Annotated in this window: 17 protein-coding genes, 1 other RNA gene and 1 pseudogene; 8 read left to right on the top strand and 11 right to left on the bottom strand. The window is 67.1% G+C overall.

All coding sequences use genetic code 11. The features are described from left to right. The 8 genes and pseudogenes from XAXN_RS10755 to XAXN_RS21210 all read left to right on the top strand — a co-directional run. Nucleotides 1–346, top strand: a 346-nt coding sequence (locus tag XAXN_RS10755; protein ID WP_134984869.1) for a transposase, incomplete at its 5' end; no start/stop codon positions are given. Nucleotides 347–471: 125 nt separating this feature from the next. Further along, a pseudogene (locus tag XAXN_RS23080) lies at nucleotides 472–570 on the top strand (alpha/beta hydrolase); the annotation flags it as partial. A gap of 533 nt (nucleotides 571–1103) precedes the next feature. Further along, nucleotides 1104–1892: a response regulator gene (locus XAXN_RS10750; protein ID WP_134980442.1), complete on the top strand. Its 789-nt coding sequence runs from the start codon at nucleotides 1104–1106 to the stop codon at nucleotides 1890–1892. After that, entirely contained in the window at nucleotides 1889–2881 is a 993-nt protein-coding gene (locus XAXN_RS10745; RefSeq protein WP_054319550.1) for a cytochrome-c peroxidase, read from the top strand. Before XAXN_RS10750 ends, XAXN_RS10745 begins: the two co-directional genes overlap by 4 nt. Beyond that, a complete protein-coding gene (locus XAXN_RS10740) occupies nucleotides 2878–5337 on the top strand; it encodes a two-component system VirA-like sensor kinase (protein ID WP_054319549.1) in 2460 nt (819 codons plus the stop codon). The genes XAXN_RS10745 and XAXN_RS10740 overlap by 4 nt, the downstream gene beginning before the upstream one ends. 113 nt (nucleotides 5338–5450) lie before the next feature. After that, complete coding sequence (locus XAXN_RS10735; protein WP_134980142.1) at nucleotides 5451–6431, top strand: LysR family transcriptional regulator; 981 nt, start codon at nucleotides 5451–5453, stop codon at nucleotides 6429–6431. Nucleotides 6432–6439: 8 nt separating this feature from the next. Next, entirely contained in the window at nucleotides 6440–7468 is a 1029-nt protein-coding gene (gene tssA, locus XAXN_RS10730) for a type VI secretion system protein TssA (protein WP_054319552.1), read from the top strand. A gap of 60 nt (nucleotides 7469–7528) precedes the next feature. Beyond that, a non-coding RNA gene (locus tag XAXN_RS21210) (sX9 sRNA) lies at nucleotides 7529–7604 on the top strand. 38 nt (nucleotides 7605–7642) lie between these two features. On the opposite strand, the gene XAXN_RS10725 is transcribed toward XAXN_RS21210, so the two are convergent. From XAXN_RS10725 to XAXN_RS10675, 11 genes are all read right to left on the bottom strand, one after another. Then, entirely contained in the window at nucleotides 7643–7969 is a 327-nt protein-coding gene (locus XAXN_RS10725) for a hypothetical protein (protein WP_054319547.1), read from the bottom strand. Beyond that, nucleotides 7966–10860 (bottom strand): bifunctional serine/threonine-protein kinase/formylglycine-generating enzyme family protein, encoded by a 2895-nt coding sequence (locus tag XAXN_RS10720; RefSeq protein ID WP_054319546.1) that lies wholly within the window; start codon nucleotides 10858–10860, stop codon nucleotides 7966–7968. The genes XAXN_RS10725 and XAXN_RS10720 overlap by 4 nt, the downstream gene beginning before the upstream one ends. Further along, on the bottom strand, nucleotides 10857–11579 hold the full coding sequence (locus XAXN_RS10715; RefSeq protein WP_054319545.1) for a PP2C family protein-serine/threonine phosphatase: 723 nt from the start codon (nucleotides 11577–11579) through the stop codon (nucleotides 10857–10859). The genes XAXN_RS10720 and XAXN_RS10715 overlap by 4 nt, the downstream gene beginning before the upstream one ends. Then, nucleotides 11576–12232 (bottom strand): type VI secretion system-associated protein TagF, encoded by a 657-nt coding sequence (gene tagF, locus XAXN_RS10710; RefSeq protein ID WP_054319544.1) that lies wholly within the window; start codon nucleotides 12230–12232, stop codon nucleotides 11576–11578. The genes XAXN_RS10715 and tagF overlap by 4 nt, the downstream gene beginning before the upstream one ends. Further along, the gene (gene tssM / locus XAXN_RS10705; protein ID WP_054319543.1) at nucleotides 12229–15687 is read right to left on the bottom strand and encodes a type VI secretion system membrane subunit TssM; all 3459 of its coding nucleotides are present in this window, start codon (nucleotides 15685–15687) and stop codon (nucleotides 12229–12231) included. The genes tagF and tssM overlap by 4 nt, the downstream gene beginning before the upstream one ends. A 3-nt stretch (nucleotides 15688–15690) precedes the next feature. Beyond that, nucleotides 15691–17004, bottom strand: coding sequence for a type IVB secretion system protein IcmH/DotU (gene icmH / locus XAXN_RS10700; protein WP_054319542.1), 1314 nt, complete (start codon nucleotides 17002–17004; stop codon nucleotides 15691–15693). 1 nt (nucleotide 17005) lies between these two features. Continuing rightward, nucleotides 17006–18343: a type VI secretion system baseplate subunit TssK gene (gene tssK / locus XAXN_RS10695; protein WP_054319541.1), complete on the bottom strand. Its 1338-nt coding sequence runs from the start codon at nucleotides 18341–18343 to the stop codon at nucleotides 17006–17008. Then, a complete protein-coding gene (tagH, locus tag XAXN_RS10690) occupies nucleotides 18340–19749 on the bottom strand; it encodes a type VI secretion system-associated FHA domain protein TagH (protein ID WP_054319540.1) in 1410 nt (469 codons plus the stop codon). The genes tssK and tagH overlap by 4 nt, the downstream gene beginning before the upstream one ends. After that, nucleotides 19746–20285, bottom strand: coding sequence for a DUF6931 family protein (locus XAXN_RS10685; RefSeq protein WP_054319539.1), 540 nt, complete (start codon nucleotides 20283–20285; stop codon nucleotides 19746–19748). Before XAXN_RS10685 ends, tagH begins: the two co-directional genes overlap by 4 nt. 8 nt (nucleotides 20286–20293) lie before the next feature. Then, nucleotides 20294–22234: a type VI secretion system Vgr family protein gene (locus tag XAXN_RS10680; RefSeq protein ID WP_054319538.1), complete on the bottom strand. Its 1941-nt coding sequence runs from the start codon at nucleotides 22232–22234 to the stop codon at nucleotides 20294–20296. A 176-nt stretch (nucleotides 22235–22410) separates the two neighbouring features. Continuing rightward, complete coding sequence (locus XAXN_RS10675) at nucleotides 22411–22902, bottom strand: toll/interleukin-1 receptor domain-containing protein (RefSeq protein WP_241148204.1); 492 nt, start codon at nucleotides 22900–22902, stop codon at nucleotides 22411–22413. Between the last annotated feature and the right edge of the window lie 306 nt (nucleotides 22903–23208).

Genomic DNA, 23208 nt, shown 5'->3' with positions numbered 1-23208 from the left:
GGAAGACAGCGTGTTCGGCGACAGCGGCTATACCGGCGCGGACAAACGCCAAGAACTGCGGGACTGCCAAGCAGCATTCTTCATCGCCGCCCGGCCCTCGACGATGCAAGCCATCGGCAACACACGCGAGCGTACTCGGGAACAGCGTTGGGAACACGTCAAGGCCAGCGTGCGCGCGAAGGTGGAGCATCCATTCCGGGTGATCAAGCGTCAGTTTGGCGACACCAAGGTCCGCTATCGCGGTCTGGCCAAGAACACGGCACAAGTGCTGACCTTGTTTGCGCTGTCGAACCTGTGGATGAAGCGAAAGCAATTACTGCCTGCGATGGGGAGCGTGCGCCTGTAACCCGGGAAATTCCCACGGAAAACGCGATAAATGGCGAAAAACCCGAAGCTCCAAACGCGACTCTCTGGAACGATGCCACATTCCGCTCTGTCAGGTCTCGTTGTTCAGACCTTCCCTAGTACTTCACCATCGTGCAGAATCCGCTCACCTCGCTTGCCGATGACGTCGCTGCCACCCGTCGCGCGCTCGATCAGCAAGACGGACCGACGGCGTTGGTCGGGCATTACCACCGTGCCCGGAAGCCACGCGCTGTTCATCGCCCAGTCCCAGACCGTGACCGACGTGATCGACCGCGCTGCGCGTGGCGCTGCGACAAAAAGCCAAGTCCAAGTCCAAAACCAGCGCCAAGGCGGGCTGACGCCACGTGCAGTCGCCAACGTATCCGTCGCCGTCCATCGGCGACGGATACACGCAGGACAAACGGACTCGACAATAAATCTCATTCAAAAACATCGTGTAGGATCTGACGGCGCGTGCTCGGCATCGGCACCTCGCTGGCGTTTTGCAGAACGAGCGGCTGGTCACAAGATTGAGAAAAAGTTGTCGTCCACTGCCCTGCAGATCGCACGGACACGCTTGTCGACGTGGCGAGGCGACAAAAACTTCCTAGCATCTTGCACGAAGATGCTGTCCCTCTACGGCGCACCATTGCACACTGCGCATGGACGCAATTCCCCCAAACGATCGATTCGGTCATCCCAACCGGTCGACACTCGGGATCTTTCCGCGAAGGCGGTCATGCCGGAATTGAGAGTAGATGATCAAGCTGCATTCCCGTTACCCCTCCCCGTCCTCCGACGCTGACGCATCCACTCCACGCCCCGCGCCAGTCGCCAAGGTACTGGTGGTGGATGACGACCAGGCCATGGCCCAAGTGGTCATGGGCCACATCCGTTCGCATGGCATGGAAGCATTTGTCGCCACCAACAGCAGCGAACTTGCCGAGGTGCTGCGTCGGCGCGAGCCGGATATTCTGCTACTGGACTTGATGCTCAAACACGAGGACGGTCTGGACTTGTTGCGCGCCTTGCGCAAGGAATCCGATATCCCGGTGATCATCATGACCGGCCATCGCCGGGACGAAATCGATCGCGTAGTAGGGCTAGAGCTCGGCGCCGACGACTATCTTCCCAAGCCCTTCGGGCTGCATGAACTGACCGCGCGGATCCGCGCCGTGTTGCGTCGCCATATTGCCTCCAAGTTGACGGTGGCGCGTGATGCGGGCGCAGGCCGGGTGCGCTTCGACGCCTGGGAATTCGATTTGCAAGCGCGTACGGTTGGGCGCGCGGGTACGCCCGCCATTCCGCTGACCAAGGGCGAATACGCGCTGCTGCGGGCCTTTGTCGACGCACCCGGACGCCCGCTGAGCCGCGAGCACCTGATGCGTGCCACGCGTCTGCATGAGGACGTGTTCGACCGCAGTATCGACGTGCAGATCCTGCGCCTGCGCCGCAAGCTGGAACAGGACCCCCGCGAGCCGACGTTGATCGTGACCCAGCGCGGTGCCGGTTACATCTTCACGCCGCCGGTCGAGCACGCGCGATGACGCAACCGCCAGCGCCGGTTAGGCCAGACCATCGCAAGCAGCGTTGGTCGTCGGCGGCACTCATGACGATCATGCTTGCTTCTACAGCATTGTTCGCGATGCCGTTCGTGCCAGCTGCTGGCGTTGCAGCCTCACCGGCGCGTCCTAGTGAACCCATCCATGCTATCCAGCCAGCAACTGGCCTGGATAGCCGCAAGGTTGCGCTGGGCGCGCTGCTGTTCAACGATCGCCGGCTGTCGGGTGACAATCGCGTTGCCTGCACGTCTTGCCATCGCCTGGCCAGCAACGGTGCTGCTGCCGATGCGATGACCCGGATGCCCGGGCGCAGGGCGCCAGCGTTCAACACACCCACCGTCTTCAACGCCACAGCAAACTTTCGCCTGGGCTGGCGCGGCAACTTCCGCAGTCCGGAAGCGCAAATGGCGTCATTGCTCGAAAACCCAAGGGTCATGCAGGCCGATAGCGCGGCGGTGATCGGACGACTGCAACAAGACACGGTGCTCACTCAGCGCTTTCGCGCGGCCTACGGCAGGCCGCCGGATCGCGCTGCGCTTTTCGATGCCATCGTCAGTTACGAACGCTCACTGGTCACGCCGGGCAGTCGCTTCGATCTCTGGTTGCAAGGCAGCGACACCGCATTGAGCGCACAAGAGTTGCGCGGCTACCGCACCTTCAAGTCGATCGGTTGCATCTCCTGCCATCAGGGCGTCAACGTGGGCGGCAATCTGTTTCAGCGCAGCGGCATCTTCGCGCCCGCCACACGGCACGGCACCCCGATCCTGCGGGTTCCCAGCCTGCGCAATGTCGCCACCACCGCCCCTTACTTCCACGACGGCAGCGCGACCACCCTGCCCCAGGCGATCAAGGCCATGGGCACCGCCCAACTGGGCGTCACACTGAACCCTGCGGATGTCTCCGACATCGCTGCGTTTCTGCAGACATTGACCGGCAAGTACCAGGGTCGGCAACTGACGGTGCCCCAGCCATGAGGTGGGCGACGATCCTCAGTTCCGTATTGCTGGTGGGGCTGATCTTCTTCAGCCTGTGCATGGCGGCCCTGGATCGCGACACGCAGCGTTACGGTCACGCTTTGGAAGCACTCGACGCGCTGGACATGGCCGATACCAATCTCGACAACGACGTGCTGAAGGCACGCATTGGTCTGTTGCGCGACTACGACTCGCTGGTGACCGGCGATGTCCAGGCACGCGCTACCTTGCAGCACCTGCATCAGCTGGCTGCCCACGACCCCGGGCTGGTGCGGGCCATCGCCGCGCTGGACGCCGACTACACGGCAAAATCGCTGCAGCTGGAACTGTTCAAGTCGCAGAACTCGCTGCTGTCAAACTCGCTGGCGTACTTCTGGAGCGAGAGCAGCGCGCAGATCCGGCAAGGCGACGATCCCGCTGAGGCACGCGCAGCGAGCCTGCTGGCAAGCGCCGTGCAACGCCTGAGCCTGGACACGACCGGCGATGCAGTCGCACTGGCACGCCAGCGTCTGGACGAAGCGGCACAACGCACGACCAGCGCACCGCTGCTCCCGCATGGACGCATGCTGCTGAAGCTGCTGCCAGAAACCGATAGCACCATCCGCCGCATGCGGCCGATCGCTTCGCTGGCCTCGTATGTACAGCTCAAGACGTATCTGCAAAAGCAGCATGCCAGCCAGCAGGCCACCGCGCGCCAGGTCCGCTTCCTGCTGCTGGCGTTGGCCGTCGTCATGTTGGGCGCCTTGCTGTATCTGTGCAAGCAGCTGCGGCAGCGCGCGCGCGCGTTGCGTCGACGCGCGGAGTTTGACCGCTTGATGGTCGCGGTGTCACGCCGTCTGGTGGCCAATGATCGCCACCACCTGGACGCTGGCATCGAGGCCGGACTGGTGCGGTTGGCAAAGTGGACGAAGCTGCCAAGCGTTTGTCTGGCTCTGGTACCCGCCGGGAGTGGCGCGCGGATCTGGCCCGACGCGCAGGACGAAGCGCTGCGCACGATGCTCGCCGCAGTGACCGCTGCCCGACCGGTCGCCGCCAGCGATGTGCTGGTCGTTGACGCCAATGGCTCTGTCGAGGTATTGGGCAACCCCGAACGCGTGCGCGGCGCGCAGTGGCTATGCCTGCGACAACACTCCGAAACCGGGATGGTGGCGCTGCTGTGCTTGCGGCTGTCGCCACTCACTGCGCGCCGCAATCGCGGCCTGGCAGCACTGGCCGAACTTCTGCCGCAGTTGCACATCGCGCTCGACACCTTCTTCGATGCGCTGGAGCGGCGACGACTCGAAGACGAAGCCCTGGCGTTGGAACATCGCCTGGAACTGGCTCGACGGATGGAAACGTTGGGGACAATGGCCAGCGGCATTTCGCACAACTTCAATAACATCGTCGGCGCGATTCGCGGCAATGCCGAGATCGCCCTGTCCAAACTGGACCCGCACTCGCCGGCATCGGAGCACCTGCTCGAGATCAGCCACATCACTGCCCACGCCTACGATCTCATCGAATCCATCCTCAGTTTCGGGCGGGTGCAGAATTACAACGTGCAGCCGGTCGAGTTGAACGCCCTGCTACAAGGCGCGGTCTCGCTGCTGTCGGTATCGCTGCCATCGACCGTATCGATTGACCTGCAGCAGGAGCAGGAACCACTGCACGCGAGGGGCAATCCAGCGCAGTTACAGCAGATCATCCTCAACCTGGCGAGCAACGCCGCGCAGGCGATGGGCATGCGCGGGACGGTCACGATCCAACTGTCCGCCGCCAAGGGCACCGCGGCCGACGGTACGCCCCGCCGTATCGCGCGGCTACGCGTCAGCGATCACGGCATCGGCATTCCTCCAGGCCAGCTGGATCGCATCTTCGATCTGTTCTTCACCACGCGCAACGGCGGCACCGGGCTGGGGTTAGCGACGGTGCGCAAGATTATCGACAACCACGAAGGGCGGATCGACGTGGACAGCGCGCTGGGTGTCGGCACCACCTTCTTGGTCGAACTGCCACTGCGAACAGCCATTACAGCCGCCGCCCAAGCCGTACCACTGCTGAAGATGCGATCGCGGCATGCGAGCTTGCTGCTCCTGTGCGACGACGCGGCCGAGCTCGACCGCCTGGAAGAAATGCTGGCCGCCTTGGGACACGAACCGGTCGGCGTGTTGGAGCTGCCGACAGCCGTCGCGATGGCAGCTGCCGACCCGCTGCGCTTCGATGGCGTGCTGCTCAAACGTGATCGTGACGGCGATGCCGAACGCGCAATCGGCGCGCTGCATGCTGCGGCGCCCAAGCTGCCGTTGATTCTCGCCACCCGTGCGGTGAGCCTGGCAACACGCAAGGATCTGGTCGGCGCCATTACCGAGATCATTGCGCAGCCGTTCGATCTAGGCGCGCTGGCCATTGCACTAGAACGTGCCCTGGGTTGCAGGATGGACATGACAACGCAGGATGAAAGCACTCCTGCTCTGTGACAAATGAAACACAGTCGCCGCAGATCGACACCGGAACGTAGCGCGGGCTGCCTAGCGTAGCGGATGTCCAGGCGCGGTAGACCGCCTGCATTCCACTACGAGCGATCCACGACATGAATATCCGACCAAGCGACTTACCTCTTCTGGTGTCCCTCGACGCATTGCTTGAGCTCAAGAACGTCACTCATGCCGCGCAGCGATTGCACATGAGCCAGCCGGCACTGTCCTCGCAACTTGCACGACTTCGTGTGTTGTTCAAGGACCCTTTGTTGATGCCTTCGGACACCGGGCGCGGCATGGTGGCCACGCCGCGTGCGGATCAACTGGCTTCGCCGCTGCGCGAAGCGATCGGCAAACTGAGCCTGCTTGGCAAGGACAGTGCGTTCGATCCGGCGACGTCGTCGGCGAGCTTCCGCATCGCTGCCGCCACCGATGCGCTCGGCACGCTGGGTGCTGGGTTGGCAGGATTGATCCAAGACCAGGGCAACCCGAAGATGCGTCTGGAGTTCGTACATGTGAGTTCCGACACGAGCCTGGACGCGTTCGAAAGCGGCGAACTGGATCTGCTGATCGATCACGCGCAAGCGATCCCCACCGCGTTGCGCTTGCGCCGTTTGCGCGACGAACGTTACGTGCTGGTGCAGCGCCGTGGCCATCCACGCGGCACCGAAGCGCTGAGCGCGGCAAGTTACAGCCGTCTGGCGCATGTGCAGGTGGCGCACGCACAGGCCTGTAACCTCGCCATCGATGCGCAACTGCGACACCTGGGGCACACCCGGCAGATCGCGGTGACCGTCTCGCAGTGCGCCACCGCGCGCGACATCGTGCTCGGCACCGACATGGTCGCCACCATGCCGGCAACGCTTGCAGCAGAGGGCGGGCATGCACCGCTGGACTGCTTTGAACTGCCGTTCCCGCTGCCGGACATGGCGCTGGCGATGGCCTGGCATCGACGCAACGACGGCCATGCCGCACATCGCTGGTTGCGCGAGCGTGCGCTGGCACTGCTCGCTCCAGAAGCGCCGGCCGCAGCAGCGCAGCAGGCACCGCGACGTAGCGCTGGCTGTGCCGATCCCGTGCTGTTCATTTCATGAGCCGCGCCATGCAGATCGACAACGAACAGTTACTGCAGCCGGTCGACGAACAGGCGCCGTCCGGTCCGAACCTGGAATACACCCCGGAGTTCCAGAGCCTGGAAGAACTTGCGCGGCCGCGTCAGGAACGCGCCCTGGGCGCGGGAATCCTCGTGCCCGAGGCACCGCAGTGGCGTCAGATTGCAGAGAGTGCCGAACACCTGCTAGTGCGCTCCAAGGACCTGCGGCTGGGGATCTTGCTGAGCATCGCCCGCCTGCACCAAGACGGCCTGCTGGGCTGGTCCAGCGGCGTCGGCCTGCTCCGGCAACTGCTGGAGCAGTTCTGGGACGACGTCCATCCTCACCTGGATGCCGATGAACACAACGACCCTACCGAACGCGTCAACGCCATCGCTGCGTTGGCCGACAGCGAGCGCACGCTGACGCAGCTGCGCAACGTGCGCCTATTCAAGGGATTGCATCCAGGACATTTTTCGCTGCGCGATTTGCGCATCGTGCGAGGCACACTCAAGCTCGCTGCAGAAGACGTGGACGAGATGCCAGAGCCTGCCGCCATCGATGCCTGCCTGCGCGACTGTCCACTGGAGGCGCTGTTGGATCTGGACGCGGCCCTGGCCGCTGCGCAGGACGACATCGCCGCGATTGCCGGCGTGTTTGCCGAGCGCACTCCGGGACATGGTCCGGAGCTGGCGCCGCTGACGCACGACCTTGGCGAGTTGCGTGCGTTTCTGCGGCCTTATGTGTCTGAGCGTTCTGGCTCCCCAGCCGATCCGACCGAGCATGCAGCATCGGGCGCCGACAGTGTCAGTACATCGGCGCCACGCGCGCACGCCTTGGAGCATCCGGACGACGTTCGCCGCATGCTCGACCAGCTCTGCGATTACTACGCGCAGCGCGAGCCCTCCAGCCCGGTGCCGTTGCTGTTGCGGCGCGCACAACGCCTGATCGGCCTAGATTTTGCCGCGCTGATGCGGGATCTCGCGCCGCGCGGGATCGAGGAGTTGCAGGTAGTGTCGGGCCAAGACCATTCCGATTGAAGCAGCCACCAAAACGACTGCGCATCCAAAAGGCGGGCGCGGTCGGTGCTCGGAATCGGCATGTAGCACTCGTAGACTCCGATTCCTGTGCGCCGTCCATGCCTACCGGGCAGCTGCTCGCTCCATTTTGTTAGCCGCCCTGAGTCTCGATCGGCCGGCATCAATCGGCCGGCATCACGACGCGGAGAGGCCATGCCCGTAGACCCAGGCCGCGCCTAGCAGCATCACAGCCGCCCACAGACGCAATTTCCACGAGCGCAAGGCAGCCTGCAGGGCAGTTGGCGGCTGGCGGTCGCGTCGCACCGTCACGATCGGGGTTGGCAAGTTGTGCGGCGCTGCAACGCGTCGTCGGCGCGCGGTTGGCGCATCGGCCAAGCGCGCGATCGATTGCAGCAATTGCAGGCGACGGCGTCGATATTCTGCCGGGTCCACGCGTCGCTGCGCCTGTGCTGCGTTCAAATCCTGCAGGACCAGGTTGGCCCGGGTTTCCCACTCGTTCATTCCACGTCTCTCACCAGGCGCGCGCCGATCCTGCGCGCGGCCTCGCCATTGGAGCTCACCACGCCGGTGCCGACACAGGCAGCCGGACCGCGCTGGCTGCCGCGTACGGCCACGCCGCCTCCATCCTGAACCCACTCGGCGATGCCGCCGACCATGTCAAGCAGCCCCCAGCTGTTGGATACCGTCGCTGTGCAGCCGTCTTCGCCGGCGCGCGCCGCGCGCAGCCACTCGGCATCATGCGGCAGCCGATAGGTGCGGCCGCTGACGCTGCTCAGCCAGGCGGCGTAATCGCGGATCAGGCCAGCGCTGACATTGTCCACGGGCGCCGACTTGCGTGTCCAGCGCGACACACGGCAGCGCTGGGTGGCGGCGCAGAACGGCGCGAAGTCGGCCACGCTGATCTCCCGACGCATCATCGCCAGCGCACGGCCGGGCTTGGGCAGCACCGCCAGCTCCGGGCCGCGGCCATGCTTGCCCAGATCGTCGCTGCAGGTCGCCGCGCCGCCGGACTCAGCGGAGATACGGCAGGGATCTCCAGGCTTTGCCGGCTTTGCGGGCACAGCTGCCACCGGTTCCAGTTTCGGCAGCAATGTCGCGGTATAGGAGGCGCGTTGTCGGCCGGACCTGGCGACATCGCTCTGGAAGACCCGGAAGCCGTCGGCGTCCTGCGCTTGCAGCGCCATCTTGCGCTCGCGCAGACGCTGCAGCACCGAAGGCGCAGGGAGCGCGGTGCCGAGCTGTTCCAGCTCCATCGCCAACTGGTAGCGGCCCAGCGCCTGACGCAGACGTGGCGCGTCCTGAGTGTCAAGTCCCTGGCCGATGACCACGCTGGCTTCTTTCCACCGCCCTTCGCGGCACAGGGAACGCGCAAGCCCCAGGTAGGCATCGGTCAGCCGTTGTGCGCCTTCGCTACGCAGGAACGGGTGATCCGGGCTGCTGTCCGCGATTTGCGCCAACTGCCGCTTTACCTTGGCAACGTCATTGGCGGCGGCCGCGGTGCGCACCGACTCGATGCGCGTGGCGATCTGCGCGGCCAGCTGGGCCTGGGCATCGTCTACCGGCGGCGCCGGCGTAGCGGCGGCCGCGGTGACCGTGGCGGCATCGAGCTCGCTTTCGCACTCCTGCAGCAGGGTGGACTGCGGGAATACGCGCTGCCCGGTGTTGAGCCAGCGGCGCGCTTCATCGATGCGACCTGCGGTGAGCGCATCGGCGCATCCGTGCCGGTAGCGCAACTCGAGTTCGGCATGACGCAGCAGGCCGCTGTCCGGCGCCAGGCGGCGCACGCGGTCGAGCAGCACCACCACGTTGCCGGGTTGATCCCCGAACAGGGCGCCGGCGGCGATCGCGCTCGTCAATGCGGTATCCAGACCGTTGAGCAGACGATCGCGCTCCTGCTCTATTGCGCTGCGGCGCGCATCCAGGCGTGGCGAGAACAGCTTCCACTGGTCGCGCAAGGTCAGGATGCGCTGCGCGCCCACATAGTCTTCGCGGCCGCTTGCCGGCTGCCAGTACTGATCCATGCGCCGCAACAGGAACGCCTCGATAGTGCTGCTGCGATCGAGGATCAAGCGTCGGCGGTCGTCTTCCCCAAGCCCCCACAGCGCCGCGCGTGCATGCGCCTCGTGGATGAACCGGTTCGGCGCCTGCGGCGAGAAGCGTTCCAACACGCCGGCCACCTTCTCCCGCTGCGCATGCACCTGCATCCACATCGCCGTACCGATGCCAGCGGCCAGCAGCAGGCCGGCGGCCAGCAGATATGGCAACACGCGCTCGCTGCGGCGACGCGGACGCAGTTGCTCCAGCAAAACCGTCATCGACGGTCGCGCCGCGGCCTCGAACGCCAGGCTGCTGCGCAGCCCGCGATTCTGCCGGCGGCTCAGCGTCGGCAGCGGCGCCACGCGCAGGTGCTGCGCCTGCGCCTGCGTCGCCGACTGCTTGCCGAAGGGGTGGCGGCCGGACAGCAGTTCGTACACCACGCAGCCGAACGCATAGACATCGTCGGCAAACGCCGGCTCATCGCCGCGTAGCATTTCCAGACTGGCATAGGCAGGCGTCAGTGCGCCGAGCGTCGCCGCGTCGAACACCGTGTGGTCGTCGCCGGACTCGGCGCCGGCCAGTTTTGCCGCGCGGGCGATGCCGAAGTCGAACACCTTGGCGACGTTTCCGGCGCCGACCATCACATTGCCGGGTTTGAAGTCCGAATGCACGATGCCGGCGGCATGCGCGCGTTGCAGTGCGCGCCCCATGCCTTCGATCAGCGGCCAGGCCTCGGCCAGTGGCATGCCCTCGCCCAACCGGCTGCGGATCACTCCGCGCAGGTCGTCGCCCTCGATGTACTCCATCGTCATGAACACGATGGCGCCATCCTTGTCGAAGTCGTACACCCGCACGATATGGTCGTGCGCCAGGCTCTGCGCACGCCGCGACTCGCGTTGCAGCGCGATCAGCGAATCCGGATGACGGCGGAAGTCGTCGTTGAGCACCTTGACCGCGATGTAGGGATTGCGGTCGCGCGCCTCGACCTTGCGCTCGTCGCGCGCCAGATACACCACGCCCATGCCGCCGCGGCCGATTTCGCGCACCAGCAAAAAGCGCGCCTTGAGCACCATGCCCACCCCCACCTGGGCCTCGCCCTGCAATTCCGCAACCCGCCGCCAGCTCGACGCACCGGCACTATCGTCAGTGCGCGGAGGCGGGTTGACCCGGGTTTGCGCGTCGTCCGGCGCCGGCGCAGCGCGCTGCTGGGTGAGCGGCGCGATCCGGGTGGCATCGTCGTCCACCTCCGGCGGCGGCGGTGGCGTTTGCGCGAGGTCGCGGGCTGGTTGCACGCGGGTGCGGTCGTCGTCCGGCGGCGACGTGCGGCCGGTCGTGTCGTTATCGCGGGTGGTCATGGCGGGGCATTCCGTGGGGCCAGGCGCAAGGCCACGGCCGAGACGTTGTCGCGCCCGGCACGGCCAAGCGCGGTATCGAACAGGCGTGCCACCAGCCCGGCAGGCTGAGGCTCCCGCTGGAAATGGGCGGTGATCTCATCGTCGCTGAGCTCCTTGTTGATTCCATCCGAGCACAGCGAATAGTGCTGGCCCGGTCGGCGGGCACAGACCACCCAATCCACGTACAGCGCGTCGTCAGCGCCGATCGCGCGGGTGAGCGCGCCGCCCGCAGGCTGCGCCCGACCGACCTGCGTCAGCTCGTCCTTGTCGCCGGCCACGTGGTCGCGGGTCAGCAACTGCAGCCGACCTTCCTCGAAGGCATAGGCACGGCTATCGCCCACCCAGCCGCACATCAGCAGGTTCTGGTCGTGCACCAGCACCACCGCCGTACTGGCGATCACGTCCACGCGACGCGCGCGCGCCAGCGCACGCAGTTGTTGGTTGACCTGGCTCAGCTGGACATCGATGGCATCGACGAAGCTGGCGAGGTCGCCGTCGCGCCGCAAGGCGCCCAGCGCATCGACGACCATGCGACTGGCAAGGTCGCCGGCGCTGTGGCCGCCCAGTCCATCGGCCACCGCCCACAGACCGAGATCGTCGCGCAGCAGGATCGCATCCTCGTTCTGGCGCCTGACATTGCCTTGCTCGGTACGACCGGCGGACACGTAACACGGGCTCATTGCAGTTCCTGTGCAAGGCGGGCGCTCGGTGCATACCAGGACCCAAGCAATACCGAGGCATGGCAGCAGGCCGCGGGCCAGCCGGCGATGCGCAGGCAGACACCTGGCGGTGATCCTGTCATGGCTGTCCACCACAGGCTGCTGCCAGCGGTGGTCGGATCCGCAAGCAGCGGCACAGCCAACGGTGATGCGTGTTTGCGCTGTTGCTGGACGAACGCCATGCAGGCCTGGTCCAACCAGGTGCCATCCTGCTGTCGCCCTGCACCGATATTGCTCAACACCGTATCGGCAGCATCCAGCCATGCGGGCAGACGCAGGTCTGTCGGCGTGGCGGCATCCGTTGTCGTGCCATTGGCAGCGTTCGCCGTCAGCGGCGCGGCGATGACCAAAGGGAAGGCGCGACCGACACGATCGACGCTCGCCCGCATCGTCCCGGCCCAGGCGACGGTGCCAGCGAGGCCAGGCAGCAGCACGAAGCGCCAGACCGGTGGGTGGTACTCGGGCGTCGTGATCGCTGCCCCGGTGGCAGACAGCAAGCCTTGCATGGCCGCGTGCCATGGCTCGACAAAGGTCTCCGGCAAGCGCCGATGCACGAAATCGCCGACTGCAGGCAGCTTGCCGTAGAAGCCCGGCGGGCGTTGCATGGCGCTCATGGGCAGCTGAACCGCTGCACGGCCGACGCCGCAAACGGATGTCGCAGGCTGGCCGGCTGTACGTCCATGCGCACTGTGGCGCTGCCCAGTGCGACGCTGGCGGTGTAGTCCAGATCGCCACTGCGGCGCAGGCGCCCGGCCTGCAGCGCCCGAAACCAGGCCCAGGGACCGCGGTATTCGCGCACCGGCAACGCCTGTCCGCTGGCGTCCCACGCTGCCAGACGCACCAGACCCGGCGCTGGGCCGGGCCAGGTCATCTGCTGGGTGGCGCGCACACCGTCGCGCACTTCCAGGGTTTGCCCATCCACCTCCAGTTGCAGTCGGCTGATCGCCGCTTGCGGCGGGATGGAGACGGTGAAGGCAACCTGCGGCTGCGCGCCGCCGCCAGCGAAGAACGCTTGCTTGATCTCGTCGGCCAGTTGCGCGCGCACCAGCACGTCGTCGGCGCCCACCGCCGCCATGCCTGCGTTCCACTGCCAGCGACGCCCGCTGGTATCGACCTTGCCAAGCAAGGCCTGCTGCGCGAACCGATCCATGCGCCCGCCCGGCCCGAATACTTCGGCGAAGTCGCGCAACGGGATGTCGTTGCTGCCGGCCGGCACGAACGGGAAGCGCCCGCTCACCAACAGCGCGCACTCGCGCCCGGCCGCCTGCCGTTGCGCATTGCGCAGTGCCTCGCCGGCGCTGCTGGCGGTCAATTCCCGACCACGGCCGGACAGTGCCGCCATCCAATTGCCCAGTGGCGGCGGGAGTTGTTCGGCCTGTTGTGCGGCGATCAGCAAGGCCGGGGCGTTCTGGTCGGCAGCGACACCCGCAGCAGCTCCCAACAAGGTGCGGCTCATCTGGGTCAGCGCGGCCAGGGTTTCGTCCAATGGACTGGCGCCCGGCCCGCCATCGAGCAGACGGTTGAGCGGCTCGAAATGGCGTTCGATCGGTTCGGCCGCCAGGTCGGGCTCGGCCGCAACAGGCGTGTCCGCGGCAGCCGTGCCGCTGGCACCCGCTTTCGCCGGTGGCGTGCGTCCCAGTGCATGGGTGTGCTCGCGCAGCAACACCAGCAACGCCTTCAACGGCGACGCCGGCCCGCCCAGCTTGGCCGCCACCGCACTCGCCTGCCCGGTCTGCGTGACCGGCCGCAGCACCAGGTCGGCCAGCATGCTGTCCCAGGCGGCGATGTAATCGCGCTGATACAGCGCCAACACCTCGCGCTCCAATTGCGAACGCGCCAGCGGATCCAGCGGTGCCGTGCCCAGCACCCAATCGTCGGCGAGGAACTGCTCCACGCCACGGGCGATGCCACCGCCGGTTTGCGCCTGAAACGCCTGGCGGGTGAACAGCGAAGGCAGCGGCGCGGACAGCGGCAGGCCACTGCGGCGTTCGAAGACATCGCCCAGCAGGCCCAGTCGGCGATCCAGGCGCGGTGCCTGGCCCGGATCGACCCCGGGTTGCGTCAGCCTGAGGCCACCGTAGACCAGTGCCGGCAGTTCGGCGGTACGCAGGCTCGCCCGTGTCTGCTCGATCTGCTGCCGATCCAGCGGAAGCGCGCGCGCACCGTCGACCGGGCCCAACAAGGCGCGCAGGTGCCGGTTCAACCCCGCACGCACTGCCGCATCCTGCGGAAACACCTGCCGCCAGACCGTGCCTGCCAGCGTGGCCAGATGCATCACATTACGACGCGCAGGTTCTCCCAACATCAGGTAGCCCTTCAGCAGCGGATACAGGCGTTGCGGATCGTTGCTGGACTGCTCCAGCGCGCGCCGCAGCGACTGCGCCAATGCCGGCAGCAACGCGCCGTTGAGGTCGCGCAGATACGCTTCCTGCACATCGCGCGCCAAGGCGGTGCCTTGGTGCAGCCCGAAACGTCGCGACCACGGGATCGACTCACCCGACGGCAGCGCCACATCGCGCGCGCGCGCCAGCGCGTCGAACCGCTGCAATGCCTTGGAATAGAACGCGGCCTCGCCGGCATCGGCGGGCAGCGAGCCGGGGGGATAGGCGTCGAGCGCGTCGCGCACCTCGCCGATCAGCCGCACGTTGCGCGTGTAGCTGCCGGCCATGCCCGACAGCACCCCCAGCGTGGCAGCCGTCAACACCGCCCAGCAAGCCAGCTGCAGCAACCGACGGCGCCGTGCGCTGCCCGGTTGGCTGCCGGCCAGGCCCGCCTCGGCGAACACCACCTCCTTCAACAGGCGTGGCAGGAAATAACTCCGTGGAGCACCGACGGCGGGCGGCAGACCGGCAGCGGCGACACCGAAATGTCGCGCCACCGCCGAGATGACGCGATCGATCGGATGGCCTTGCTGCGTGCCCGAGCTCAGATAGACACCACGCAGCCACGGCTGGCCGGCATACCCATGGCGGCCGAATGCGGCCTGCACGAACTCCATCAGCGCCGGTTGCAGCAGCCGCAGCTGCTGCGGGAAGGACAGCACCGTGGCACGTTCACGTGCATCGCGCGCCCGGTGCAGACGCTCCAGCACGCACCGATCGATCCGCTCCAGCAGGCGTTCGAGCTCGGCGGGAAACAACGTCAGCGGATCGGTCTGGCCGGCGGCATCCGCCTGCGGGAACGACAGTCCCCACACCTGGGCGCGGCCGGCCGCATCCAGGTCGGCGAAGAACTCGGCAAAGCCCGATACCAGATCGCATTTGGTCACGACCAGGTAGACCGGCACGCGTGCGCGCAGTTTGTCGACCAGTTCATCCAGCCGGTGACGGACGGCGCGCGCGTGCGACAGACCGGCATCGCCATCGAGTTCCAGCAACTCGGCGACGCTCACGGTCACGATGACGCCATTCAACGGCTGCCGGCGGTGCCTGCGCAGCAAGTCCAGGAAGCCGTGCCAGGCACCGGCATCGGCGACCGCGTCCGAATCCTGGGTGGTATAGCGCCCGGCGCTGTCGAGAAACACCGCCTGATCGGCGAACCACCAATCGCAGTTGCGCGTGCCGCCGACGCCTTCCAGCGCGGCCTGGTTGCCATGTTCCTTGAGCGGGAAGTCCAGGCCCGAGGACTGCAGCAAGGTGCTCTTGCCGGAACCGGGCGCGCCGATCAACAGATACCAGGGCAGCACGTGCAGGCCGGGCCCGTTGCGACTGCGCCGGCGCAGCACGGCCATGGCTTCGGCAAAGCGCGCCCGCAGGCGGACCTGCTCCTGTGCTGCACGCGCGCGGCTGTCGTTGCCGCTGGCGTCCTCGGCAGTTGCGCCCTGCCCGACCAGGTCGCCGGCCATGCGCTGCTGCTTGGTGCTTTCGCGACGCCAGCGCACATAACGCCACCCCGCCCATGCGAGCAGCAGCACGGCCACGGCAAGCAGGCGCCCGCTCACGCTGGCGAATGGCTGCCAGCGGCCCAGGCTGAGATAGGGCCCGCCGACCCAGACGAGGATGGCCAACAGACCGAGGACGGCAGCGCTGGCGACGTAGCGGGCGCGCAGGAAATCGAGCACAAAGCGCATGGGTCAGGTCTCGGGAATCAACAGGATCTCGACGCGTCGATTGCGCGCACGATTGCGGGGCAGCTGCGGCGGTAGCGCGATGGGCTGGGAATCGCCCGCGCCACTGGTCTGGACGCGGCGTGGATCGCGCAAGCCGGCCGCCAACACGGCGCCCACGCTCTCGGCGCGGCGGGCCGACAACGCAAAATTGTCCTTGAAGCGCAGCGAGCGCACCGGCTGGTCGTCGGTGTGGCCCACCACCACCACCCGCCCGGGCACCTGCTCCAGCGCCGTGGCAACGCGTTCGAGCAGGCGGGTCTGGTCGGCGTCCAGGTCTGCGCTACCGCTGGGGAACATGGCCTCGCTGGCCAGGCGCACGGTGCTGCGGCCATCGCCCTCGGTCCGGACGGTCAGCCATCCTGCGCGTTGCTCGGCCGCCAGCAGCGGTGCAAGCGCCTGTGTAATCGCCGGTCTGGCTGCCGGGATCGGCAATGCTACCCGGTCCAGCCCGATGCGCGCCAGCTGTGCGCTGATCGGTGCGGTCAGCGTATTGAGGCGCGCATGCAACCACACGAACGCCAGCAGCACGATGCACAGCGAGGCCAGCGCCGCGATCCACAGCGGCGTGGCCGCCGCATTGCGAAGCAACGGTGCCTGCGCGCCCTGCCAGTTCGGCGACAGCTCGGCAGGTACTGGCAGACGCTGACGCTGGATGAGTTGGTACAGCTCGGCCTGGCGGTCGGCCAGGCGCGCGCGCCCACCCTGCTCCACCCGATAGCGACCGCCAAACCCCAGCGCCAGTGCCAGGTACAGCAGCTCCAGCAGGTCCAGGTGCCGCGCCGGATCGCGTGCCAGCCGATCGAGCAGGTCGAAGACCTTGGCGCCACCATAGGTCTCGCCGTGGAAGGTGACCAACAAGGTGCGCTGCGACCAGCCGCTGCCTTCGCCCCAGGGCGCGGCCAGCACCGCTTCGTCCAGCAGCGTGCACAGCCCATAGCGCGCGGCGATGCCGGTCTTGTCGTCGATGCCCTGTTGCCGCAGCTCCTGCTCGAAGCGCTGCAGGCGCGTGCTGCAGTTCTCGCGCAAGGTGCCGATGTCGGGCGTCTGCGTGGAGTGTCGCAACTGCACCGCCAGCAACAGCAGCGGCGTGGCCGCGCGCACCACCGCATTACCCTGCATGGCGCCGGGCGCCGCACGCATGGCGGCGTCCAGGTCCGGTGGTTGCTGCGTGCGCGCTGGCGCCTGACGGGGCGGCGTGGCCGCGGCGGTCCGCGGCGCCGGGGTGGCGCCGCGGACCACGGTGGCATCGTCATCGTGGTGGTCGACCGTCTTGCTCATCTCAGTTCCTCAGCGCCCACAGTTCGAGTTCCAGGCCGGGAAAACCACTGCCGAAATGCAGCGCCACGCCACCGGAGGTGCGCAGCGTCTTCCACAACGGCGATTGCCGATCGAGTTCGAAGTAGGCGCAACCGGCGTGATACGGCACCTGCCGTGGCGCCATCGCCATCGCGCTCACGGCCACCCCTGGCAATTGCAGGTTCACTAGGTCGCGGATCTTCTCCACCGGGCCGATCTTCGACTCGGTGGGTAGCCGCTTGCGCAGGTCCTCGGCGCGCAGATCCGCCTTGACCGCCAGCACGAAGGCGGCCGAGTCCAGCAAGGCCGGATCGGGCACCATGCCCACCCATACGCCGTACTTGCGCTGTTGCAAGGGCACCGCGATGGCCGACTGTTCGAGCACCGCGCTCAGGCTTTCGCGCAGGGACAGCACCACCGGTTCGAAGCTGGCTTGCAGTGCCTCGTGGGCATACGGCGGAAACGGCCCGCTGCGTTTGCTGGCACGGGTGAAGGTGGCCAGCTCGCCGGCCATCGCCAGCAGCGCGCAGTACAAGGCTTCGGGATGCTCCAGCGGCGCGCTTGCCCAATGCGCCACCAGCGGTTGGTAGCGATTGATCACCTGCAGCATCAGCACGTCGGCGATTTCCGCCACGCTGCCACGGTCGCTGCCGGCCACGCGTTCGGCCAGCGCCTGACCGCGTTGGTGCAACAGCCCGAGCAACTCGGCCAGCAGCGTGGACAAGCGCGCCGCGCCTTCGATGCGGCTGGCGCTCGGGATGAAGGCATCATCGAGAATTACCCGCCGATCGGGGCGGCACTCGACGATGCGCGCCATCGGCACGTCCACCAGCCCCTCGCCCGGCTCGGACTGCAGGCGCAGGCGACTGGCCAATACACCCACTTCCAGCAGCACCGTGCCGGCGATGCTGCCGGAGGCATCGCCGACTTCCGCCTCGCCCACCCGATACCGGGCCAGCCGGCTGCCGTCGCCGTCGGGCCACGCGCTGTCGGGTTGGGCAGGCGCGCGTAGCGGCAGCGCCAGGCTCACCACCTGGTCGCGGCAGTTGGCCGGCACCTCCAATGGCGGCGGCGCCGGGTCGCGGTCGGGAATGGAGAACGGCGTGCCATCGGGAAAACAGCCACGGGCGCGCCGGATGCCCAGCTTGCCGATGGCGAGCAGTTCCGGCTCCAGCTCCAACTGGCTGAATCCCCACGCATGCGAACGCAAAGCACCGGCATGCAGTTCCATGTAGCGCTCCAGATAGCGCTCCTGTTGTTGCATGTGCTGCGGGCGCAGGAACAAGCCCTCGCTCCAGATCACCTTGTTATAGGGAGTCATGCTCGATCGCCGTGTGCGGGTTGGGCCTGCGCCTTGGCGCGGGCCAGCTGTTGTTCGTAGGCGCGGGCGAACTCCTCGCCGAACAGACGGCGGAAGCGCTCGTCCGGATCGCTGAGCAGCTCGCGGTAGTGCTGCGTGTAGCGTCGCCAGGGCCGATTGCCCCAGGCGCGCAACGCGGAGTGGCCGGCGGCATCGGCCTCGAACCGTGCCGGATCGAACTGGGCGAACACATGCTCGAAGGCCGCCCGCATGCCGGCCAGCAAGGCCAGTTGGTGACGCCCGATGTCCTCCATCGCCTCGTCGATGGCGGCGGTACCGGTCAGATACCCCGGCCCCGGTGGCGCCAACAGGCGAGCCACGGCCTCGTCCGCGGTGGCGGCGAACTTGAGCGGGTTGTTCTCGGTGCGCTGGATCAGCGTGACCGGCAGGCGCAGGCTGTTCTTCAGCTCGGCGCGCGCGCGCAACACATCCATCAGGCCAGCGGTCATGGCGGCGAACAGCGCCGGCAGTTCGGCCGTGCCGGGCGTCGGCGCGACGGCCGGCTGCGCCGCGGACGGCGCCGCAACGACCACCGGCGCCGCAGCGCCATGCGTTGCCGGGGCCGGAGTTGGGACTGGCGCGGGCGCGGGTATCTGCGGCTGTGTCTGCGTCGGCGCTGGCGCCGTTGCCGCATTGGCCACTGGCGCGGACGGCAGCGGCGTTTGCATGCCTGCCACCGGATCTGCAACCGGCGGCAGCGCAAATTCGCTGCGCGTCAGGTCCCAGTGCTCCGGCAACACGACGCCACCGGCAGCGGTCACGGCCGTAGGCGCACGGTAGGCTTCGGCGGTCGCTGGCGCATGCCCTAGCCCGAACGCCGCCGCATCGCCCTCACTCCCGGCCAGCGTGAACGAGGTCGCGAATAACGCCAGCGGGTCGGCGGCGGCGGCGCGCATCGACAAAGCTCCGAGCTCGGCGAACACATCGCGCTCCAGCGGCGGCTGCGGGGACTGCGGCGGCGGCGGCGGTGGCGTTGCCGATAGCGTCCACGGTTCGGCGTGATCCCAGGTCTGCGTGGCGGTGGGGACCTTGGTCACGCCCGCGGCCGACACTGCCACGTCGATCTCGAAGGCATCGATGCGCAAGCCATCACCGGCATGCAGCGGCACCGGAAAGCCGGCACGCAACGGCACACCGTTATGCAACACACCGTTGGTGCTGTGGTCCTCGATGAAATACACACCATCGAGATGGCGCACGCTGGCATGCAGACGCGATACGCCCTCGCCTTCGAGCACCCAGTCGCAGGAGGCGTCGCGGCCGATACGCCCGCCTTCGGCAGCGAAGCTGGCCTGCGGCCGGGTGCTGGCCGGCACCGCGTGTGCGTCGCGAAGCGTCAGCGTCAGCAGGGGCAACGCCGCGCTCATGGCGCACGCTCGCGCACGCACAGTCCCGATAGCAGTCGTGCCGCATCTTCGCTCCAGTGCACCAATTGCTCCTCGAAGGTCGCAGGCTCGCGTCCGGCCAGATGCAGCAACGCCGCCACCGCTGCGGCGGCGGTCAGGTGCTCTGCGACCGGCGGACCGTCCTCGTCGCTCAGGCTGCCGTCGCTCCAGGCCGCAGCCGCCGCCAACCAGGCACCGACCGACTGGTAGTCGTCGGCAGCGGCGAACGCGCGTGCGCTCTCGCGCTGCGCCGCGCCTGGCTGCTGCACCCAGGCCTGCGCCAGCCGCAGGCCCTCGCTGTCGTGGCCGCTGAGTGCCTGCACCCGCATGCACTGGCACAACCACGCCACGGCATACGGCCTGGGCAACAAGCGCAAGGCCAGCGGCAAGGCATCCTGGGCAAGTCCGCGCGCCAGCAATTCGCGCACCGCGGTGTCCGGCGCCATCTCCGGCGCCAGGGCAGCCTGCGCGGAGGGAGAGAGCCGCATCTGCCGCGCGGCGGGAAGGATCTGCAACATGACGTTCCTCACGCGATGATGGGCGGCGAGCCCTTGAGCACGGCCGGGCCGGACGACTGCAACAGCAGTGCGGCGTTGGCGCGCATGGTGGTCACGGCGTTGGACTGCAGCAGCACCGACGCGTTGGCGCGCAAGGTCAGGCTGGCCAGCGCACTGACATCGACGCTGGCTCCACCCTGGATGCCAACGCTCACCCGTCCATCGAGCGTGAGCCGGGTGCCGCTGAGCACGATCTCGCCGCTGGCCTTCAACTGCAGGCGTGCCGCGCCGGTGACCAGCTCGATCTCGCTGCCCGCCTGGATCCGCAGTGCCTTGCCCACGTCCAGCCGGTCGTTGCCGCCGACGGTGTGGCTGCGCTCGCGTTTGATCTCGGCGATCTCGTTGCCGTCGACAGTGACGAAATGATCGTGTTCCACCTCGTGGCGCAGATCGCGCTGCGCATGCAGCAGCAGCTCCTCGCTGCCCTTCTTGTCGTCGAAACGGATCTCGTTGTAGTCGTCCGCGCCGCCATCGGGATGGCTGCGGCTGCGCACGCCACTCTGGGTACGATTGGCCGGCAGCGCGTAAGGCGGCGGATTGTCGCCGTTGTAGACGCTACCGATTATCAGTGGCCGATCCGGATTGCCTTCCAGAAAGCTCACCACCACCTCGTGACCGACACGCGGGATCTGCTGCGCGCCCCAGCGCTTGCCGGCCCACGACTGCGCCACGCGCACCGGGCACGAGCAGTCGGCGTTGGGCGTGCCCGGCGGGCTCCAGAAGAAGTTCACCTGGACGCGGCCATGCTGATCGACGGCGATGTCTTCGGCCTTGCTGCCATCGACCACGGCGGTTTGCAAGCCGGCGATGGTCGGCCTTGGCGTGGTCTGCGGAGTGCGGAACGGCTGCCGGCTGCGCAGCGCACGGAAGGTGGACGCAAACGGCTCGGCGACGTCCTCGCCACCGGACACATAGTCCACCTCCACCAGCTCGGTGTCCGCGCTGGTCACCAGATATTCCTGGTTGTGCTCGGCCAGCGGGAAGTCGCGCAGCTTGAACAGCGCGCCCACCTGCAGGCCGCAGGCATCGGTCCAGCCCTGGTACTGCGCCTGCGCGACATTGAGCGCTTCGGCACGCACCTGTGCATGGCGGCGGCCGGCCGCGACATCGAGATGCTCGCCGGGATAGTCGAACACCTCCAGCTCACCCAGCGCCGGTCCGGAGGACTCGGCAGGGCTCTCGTTCACCCGCAGCGAGGCCTTTGGCTTGAGGTAGTCGTAGTCGTCCAGGCGCACGCGTGTGCTGTGCGCGCTGCGCGCCAGCGACCAGTCGCTGATGGCGTCCTTCATCCGGCTGCCCTTCTGCCCGGGTGGGCAATAGGGAATCTGCGCGAACGGTGCCACCGCCTCGTGCGCGCCGAGGCTGTCGGCCAGCACCAGCGTGTGCGTGCTGGCGCTGTGCTCGAAGTAGTAGTAGATGCCTTCCTGCTCCATCAGCCGGCTGATGAAGTCCAGCCCGCTCTCGCGGTACTGCACGCAATATTCGCGCCGCTGGTAGCTCGCGCTCAGGCGCAGCTTGACGTCGGTACAGCCGACATCGGCAAGCAGTGCACGCACCAGCTCCGGCACACTCTTGTTCTTGTAGATGCGGCAGTCGCGCCGCTGCCCGAGCAGCCACAGCCTGGGCACCAGCGAGAACGCATAGGTTGCATAGCGCAAGCCCTCGATCTGCTCGAAACCGGTCTGCTCGGCCTCGGCCACGATGCCGTGGTAATGCCGAACATAGCCCTGCGGCGAGGTGACCTTGACCGCCATCGGTTTGCCCAGCAAGGCGCGCAGGTCGATCGCCACATCGCGGCTGATGCCGTGCAACGCGAACGCATACGGCCGGCCCAGCTCCTCACGCGCGCGCATGCGCACGAAGCGCAGCGTCTTGCCCAGCGGCGATTGCAAGGTGATGGCGTGGGCCATGGCTCAGGCTCCCGGAGTGGTCTTGCGGCACATAGGCGCGGAGGTCGATTGCATGCGATGACTTTGCCGGCTGCCCTGGAGTGCGGGAAATCGAAAATCGCGATGCCACACATGCCGGCGACGAGTAGGTCTTTCCGCCCACGCCATGGCATCGCCTCAACGCCCGGCATGCCCTCTCAACGGATCAGCTGCTGGATCTGGGCGAGCACACGCGCATAGTCCGTGCTCGACAGGATGTAATCCCCTTTGTCCCATGCCAGCCCGCAGCGACCGCCGTCAGTCTTGGCGACCGGTATCCGGGCCACACCATCGCCACGACTCCCGGGCAATGTGCACACATCGGTGGTGAATTCCAGTATCAGCCCGCGCACTGGTCGCTCTGCAGGACGCCCCGCCTTCTGGCCGACGAACTGATCCCATTCCTGCCGGCACCATTGACTGTCCCTGAACTCGTCCGTGTAGCAAAACAGCATCAACTGCGCCTGGCGCATCGCCACCTGGTACAGCGCATTCCAGTCCTCGCGCATCGCCCCGATCGGCATTGCGCCGGTCGGCGAACGCATGTGCGCGCGGGTATCGGGGGCGACCGTGGCACGATCGTCGATCGACCGCGACACGATCGAATCGACATAGACCGCGTCGATGTCGTACAGCCCGAGACTCTTCATCTACGCAGCCAGTGCATGAAGGTCGAACCATGGTTGGCCATGGCAAAGCTGGTGAGGATCCTGCAGCGCGTATCCTCATCTCCGGGAAGAGCCACTCACGCGCCCACGCCGCATACCCGACATGTCTCAGCACCGTTGAGAGGCAGATGGCGCATTGCATTACACCAGGCGACGTCCCCCCGTCCTGAGTAGCGGCCGGGTTTAGAGTCCGGGGTTGATGATATCGGTATTGGCCAGCTGTTGGGCATACGCGGATGGCGTCATGCCGTCGATTGCCTTCTTGGGTCGCTCCTCGTTGTATTCGCG

It is taken from the genome of Xanthomonas axonopodis (genome assembly GCF_001304695.1).
GTDB lineage: Bacteria > Pseudomonadota > Gammaproteobacteria > Xanthomonadales > Xanthomonadaceae > Xanthomonas > Xanthomonas axonopodis.
This window is presented reverse-complemented; position numbering and strand designations above follow the sequence as displayed.

Bases quoted from the DNA above. Each gene is read 5' to 3' on its own strand.
- XAXN_RS10685 (WP_054319539.1), bottom strand. From the start codon at position 20,285: ATGTTGCAGATCCTTCCCGCCGCGCGGCAGATGCGGCTCTCTCCCTCC.
- tagF (WP_054319544.1), bottom strand. From the start codon at position 12,232: ATGAGCGCCATGCAACGCCCGCCGGGCTTCTACGGCAAGCTGCCTGCA.
- tssM (WP_054319543.1), bottom strand. From the start codon at position 15,687: ATGCGCTTTGTGCTCGATTTCCTGCGCGCCCGCTACGTCGCCAGCGCT.
- XAXN_RS10750 (WP_134980442.1), top strand. From the start codon at position 1,104: ATGATCAAGCTGCATTCCCGTTACCCCTCCCCGTCCTCCGACGCTGAC.
- XAXN_RS10745 (WP_054319550.1), top strand. From the start codon at position 1,889: ATGACGCAACCGCCAGCGCCGGTTAGGCCAGACCATCGCAAGCAGCGT.
- XAXN_RS10715 (WP_054319545.1), bottom strand. From the start codon at position 11,579: ATGAGCCCGTGTTACGTGTCCGCCGGTCGTACCGAGCAAGGCAATGTC.
- tssK (WP_054319541.1), bottom strand. From the start codon at position 18,343: ATGACTCCCTATAACAAGGTGATCTGGAGCGAGGGCTTGTTCCTGCGC.
- XAXN_RS10725 (WP_054319547.1), bottom strand. From the start codon at position 7,969: ATGAACGAGTGGGAAACCCGGGCCAACCTGGTCCTGCAGGATTTGAAC.
- XAXN_RS10735 (WP_134980142.1), top strand. From the start codon at position 5,451: ATGAATATCCGACCAAGCGACTTACCTCTTCTGGTGTCCCTCGACGCA.
- tagH (WP_054319540.1), bottom strand. From the start codon at position 19,749: ATGAGCGCGGCGTTGCCCCTGCTGACGCTGACGCTTCGCGACGCACAC.
- XAXN_RS10740 (WP_054319549.1), top strand. From the start codon at position 2,878: ATGAGGTGGGCGACGATCCTCAGTTCCGTATTGCTGGTGGGGCTGATC.
- XAXN_RS10720 (WP_054319546.1), bottom strand. From the start codon at position 10,860: ATGACCACCCGCGATAACGACACGACCGGCCGCACGTCGCCGCCGGAC.
- icmH (WP_054319542.1), bottom strand. From the start codon at position 17,004: ATGAGCAAGACGGTCGACCACCACGATGACGATGCCACCGTGGTCCGC.
- tssA (WP_054319552.1), top strand. From the start codon at position 6,440: ATGCAGATCGACAACGAACAGTTACTGCAGCCGGTCGACGAACAGGCG.
- XAXN_RS10675 (WP_241148204.1), bottom strand. From the start codon at position 22,902: ATGAAGAGTCTCGGGCTGTACGACATCGACGCGGTCTATGTCGATTCG.
- XAXN_RS10680 (WP_054319538.1), bottom strand. From the start codon at position 22,234: ATGGCCCACGCCATCACCTTGCAATCGCCGCTGGGCAAGACGCTGCGC.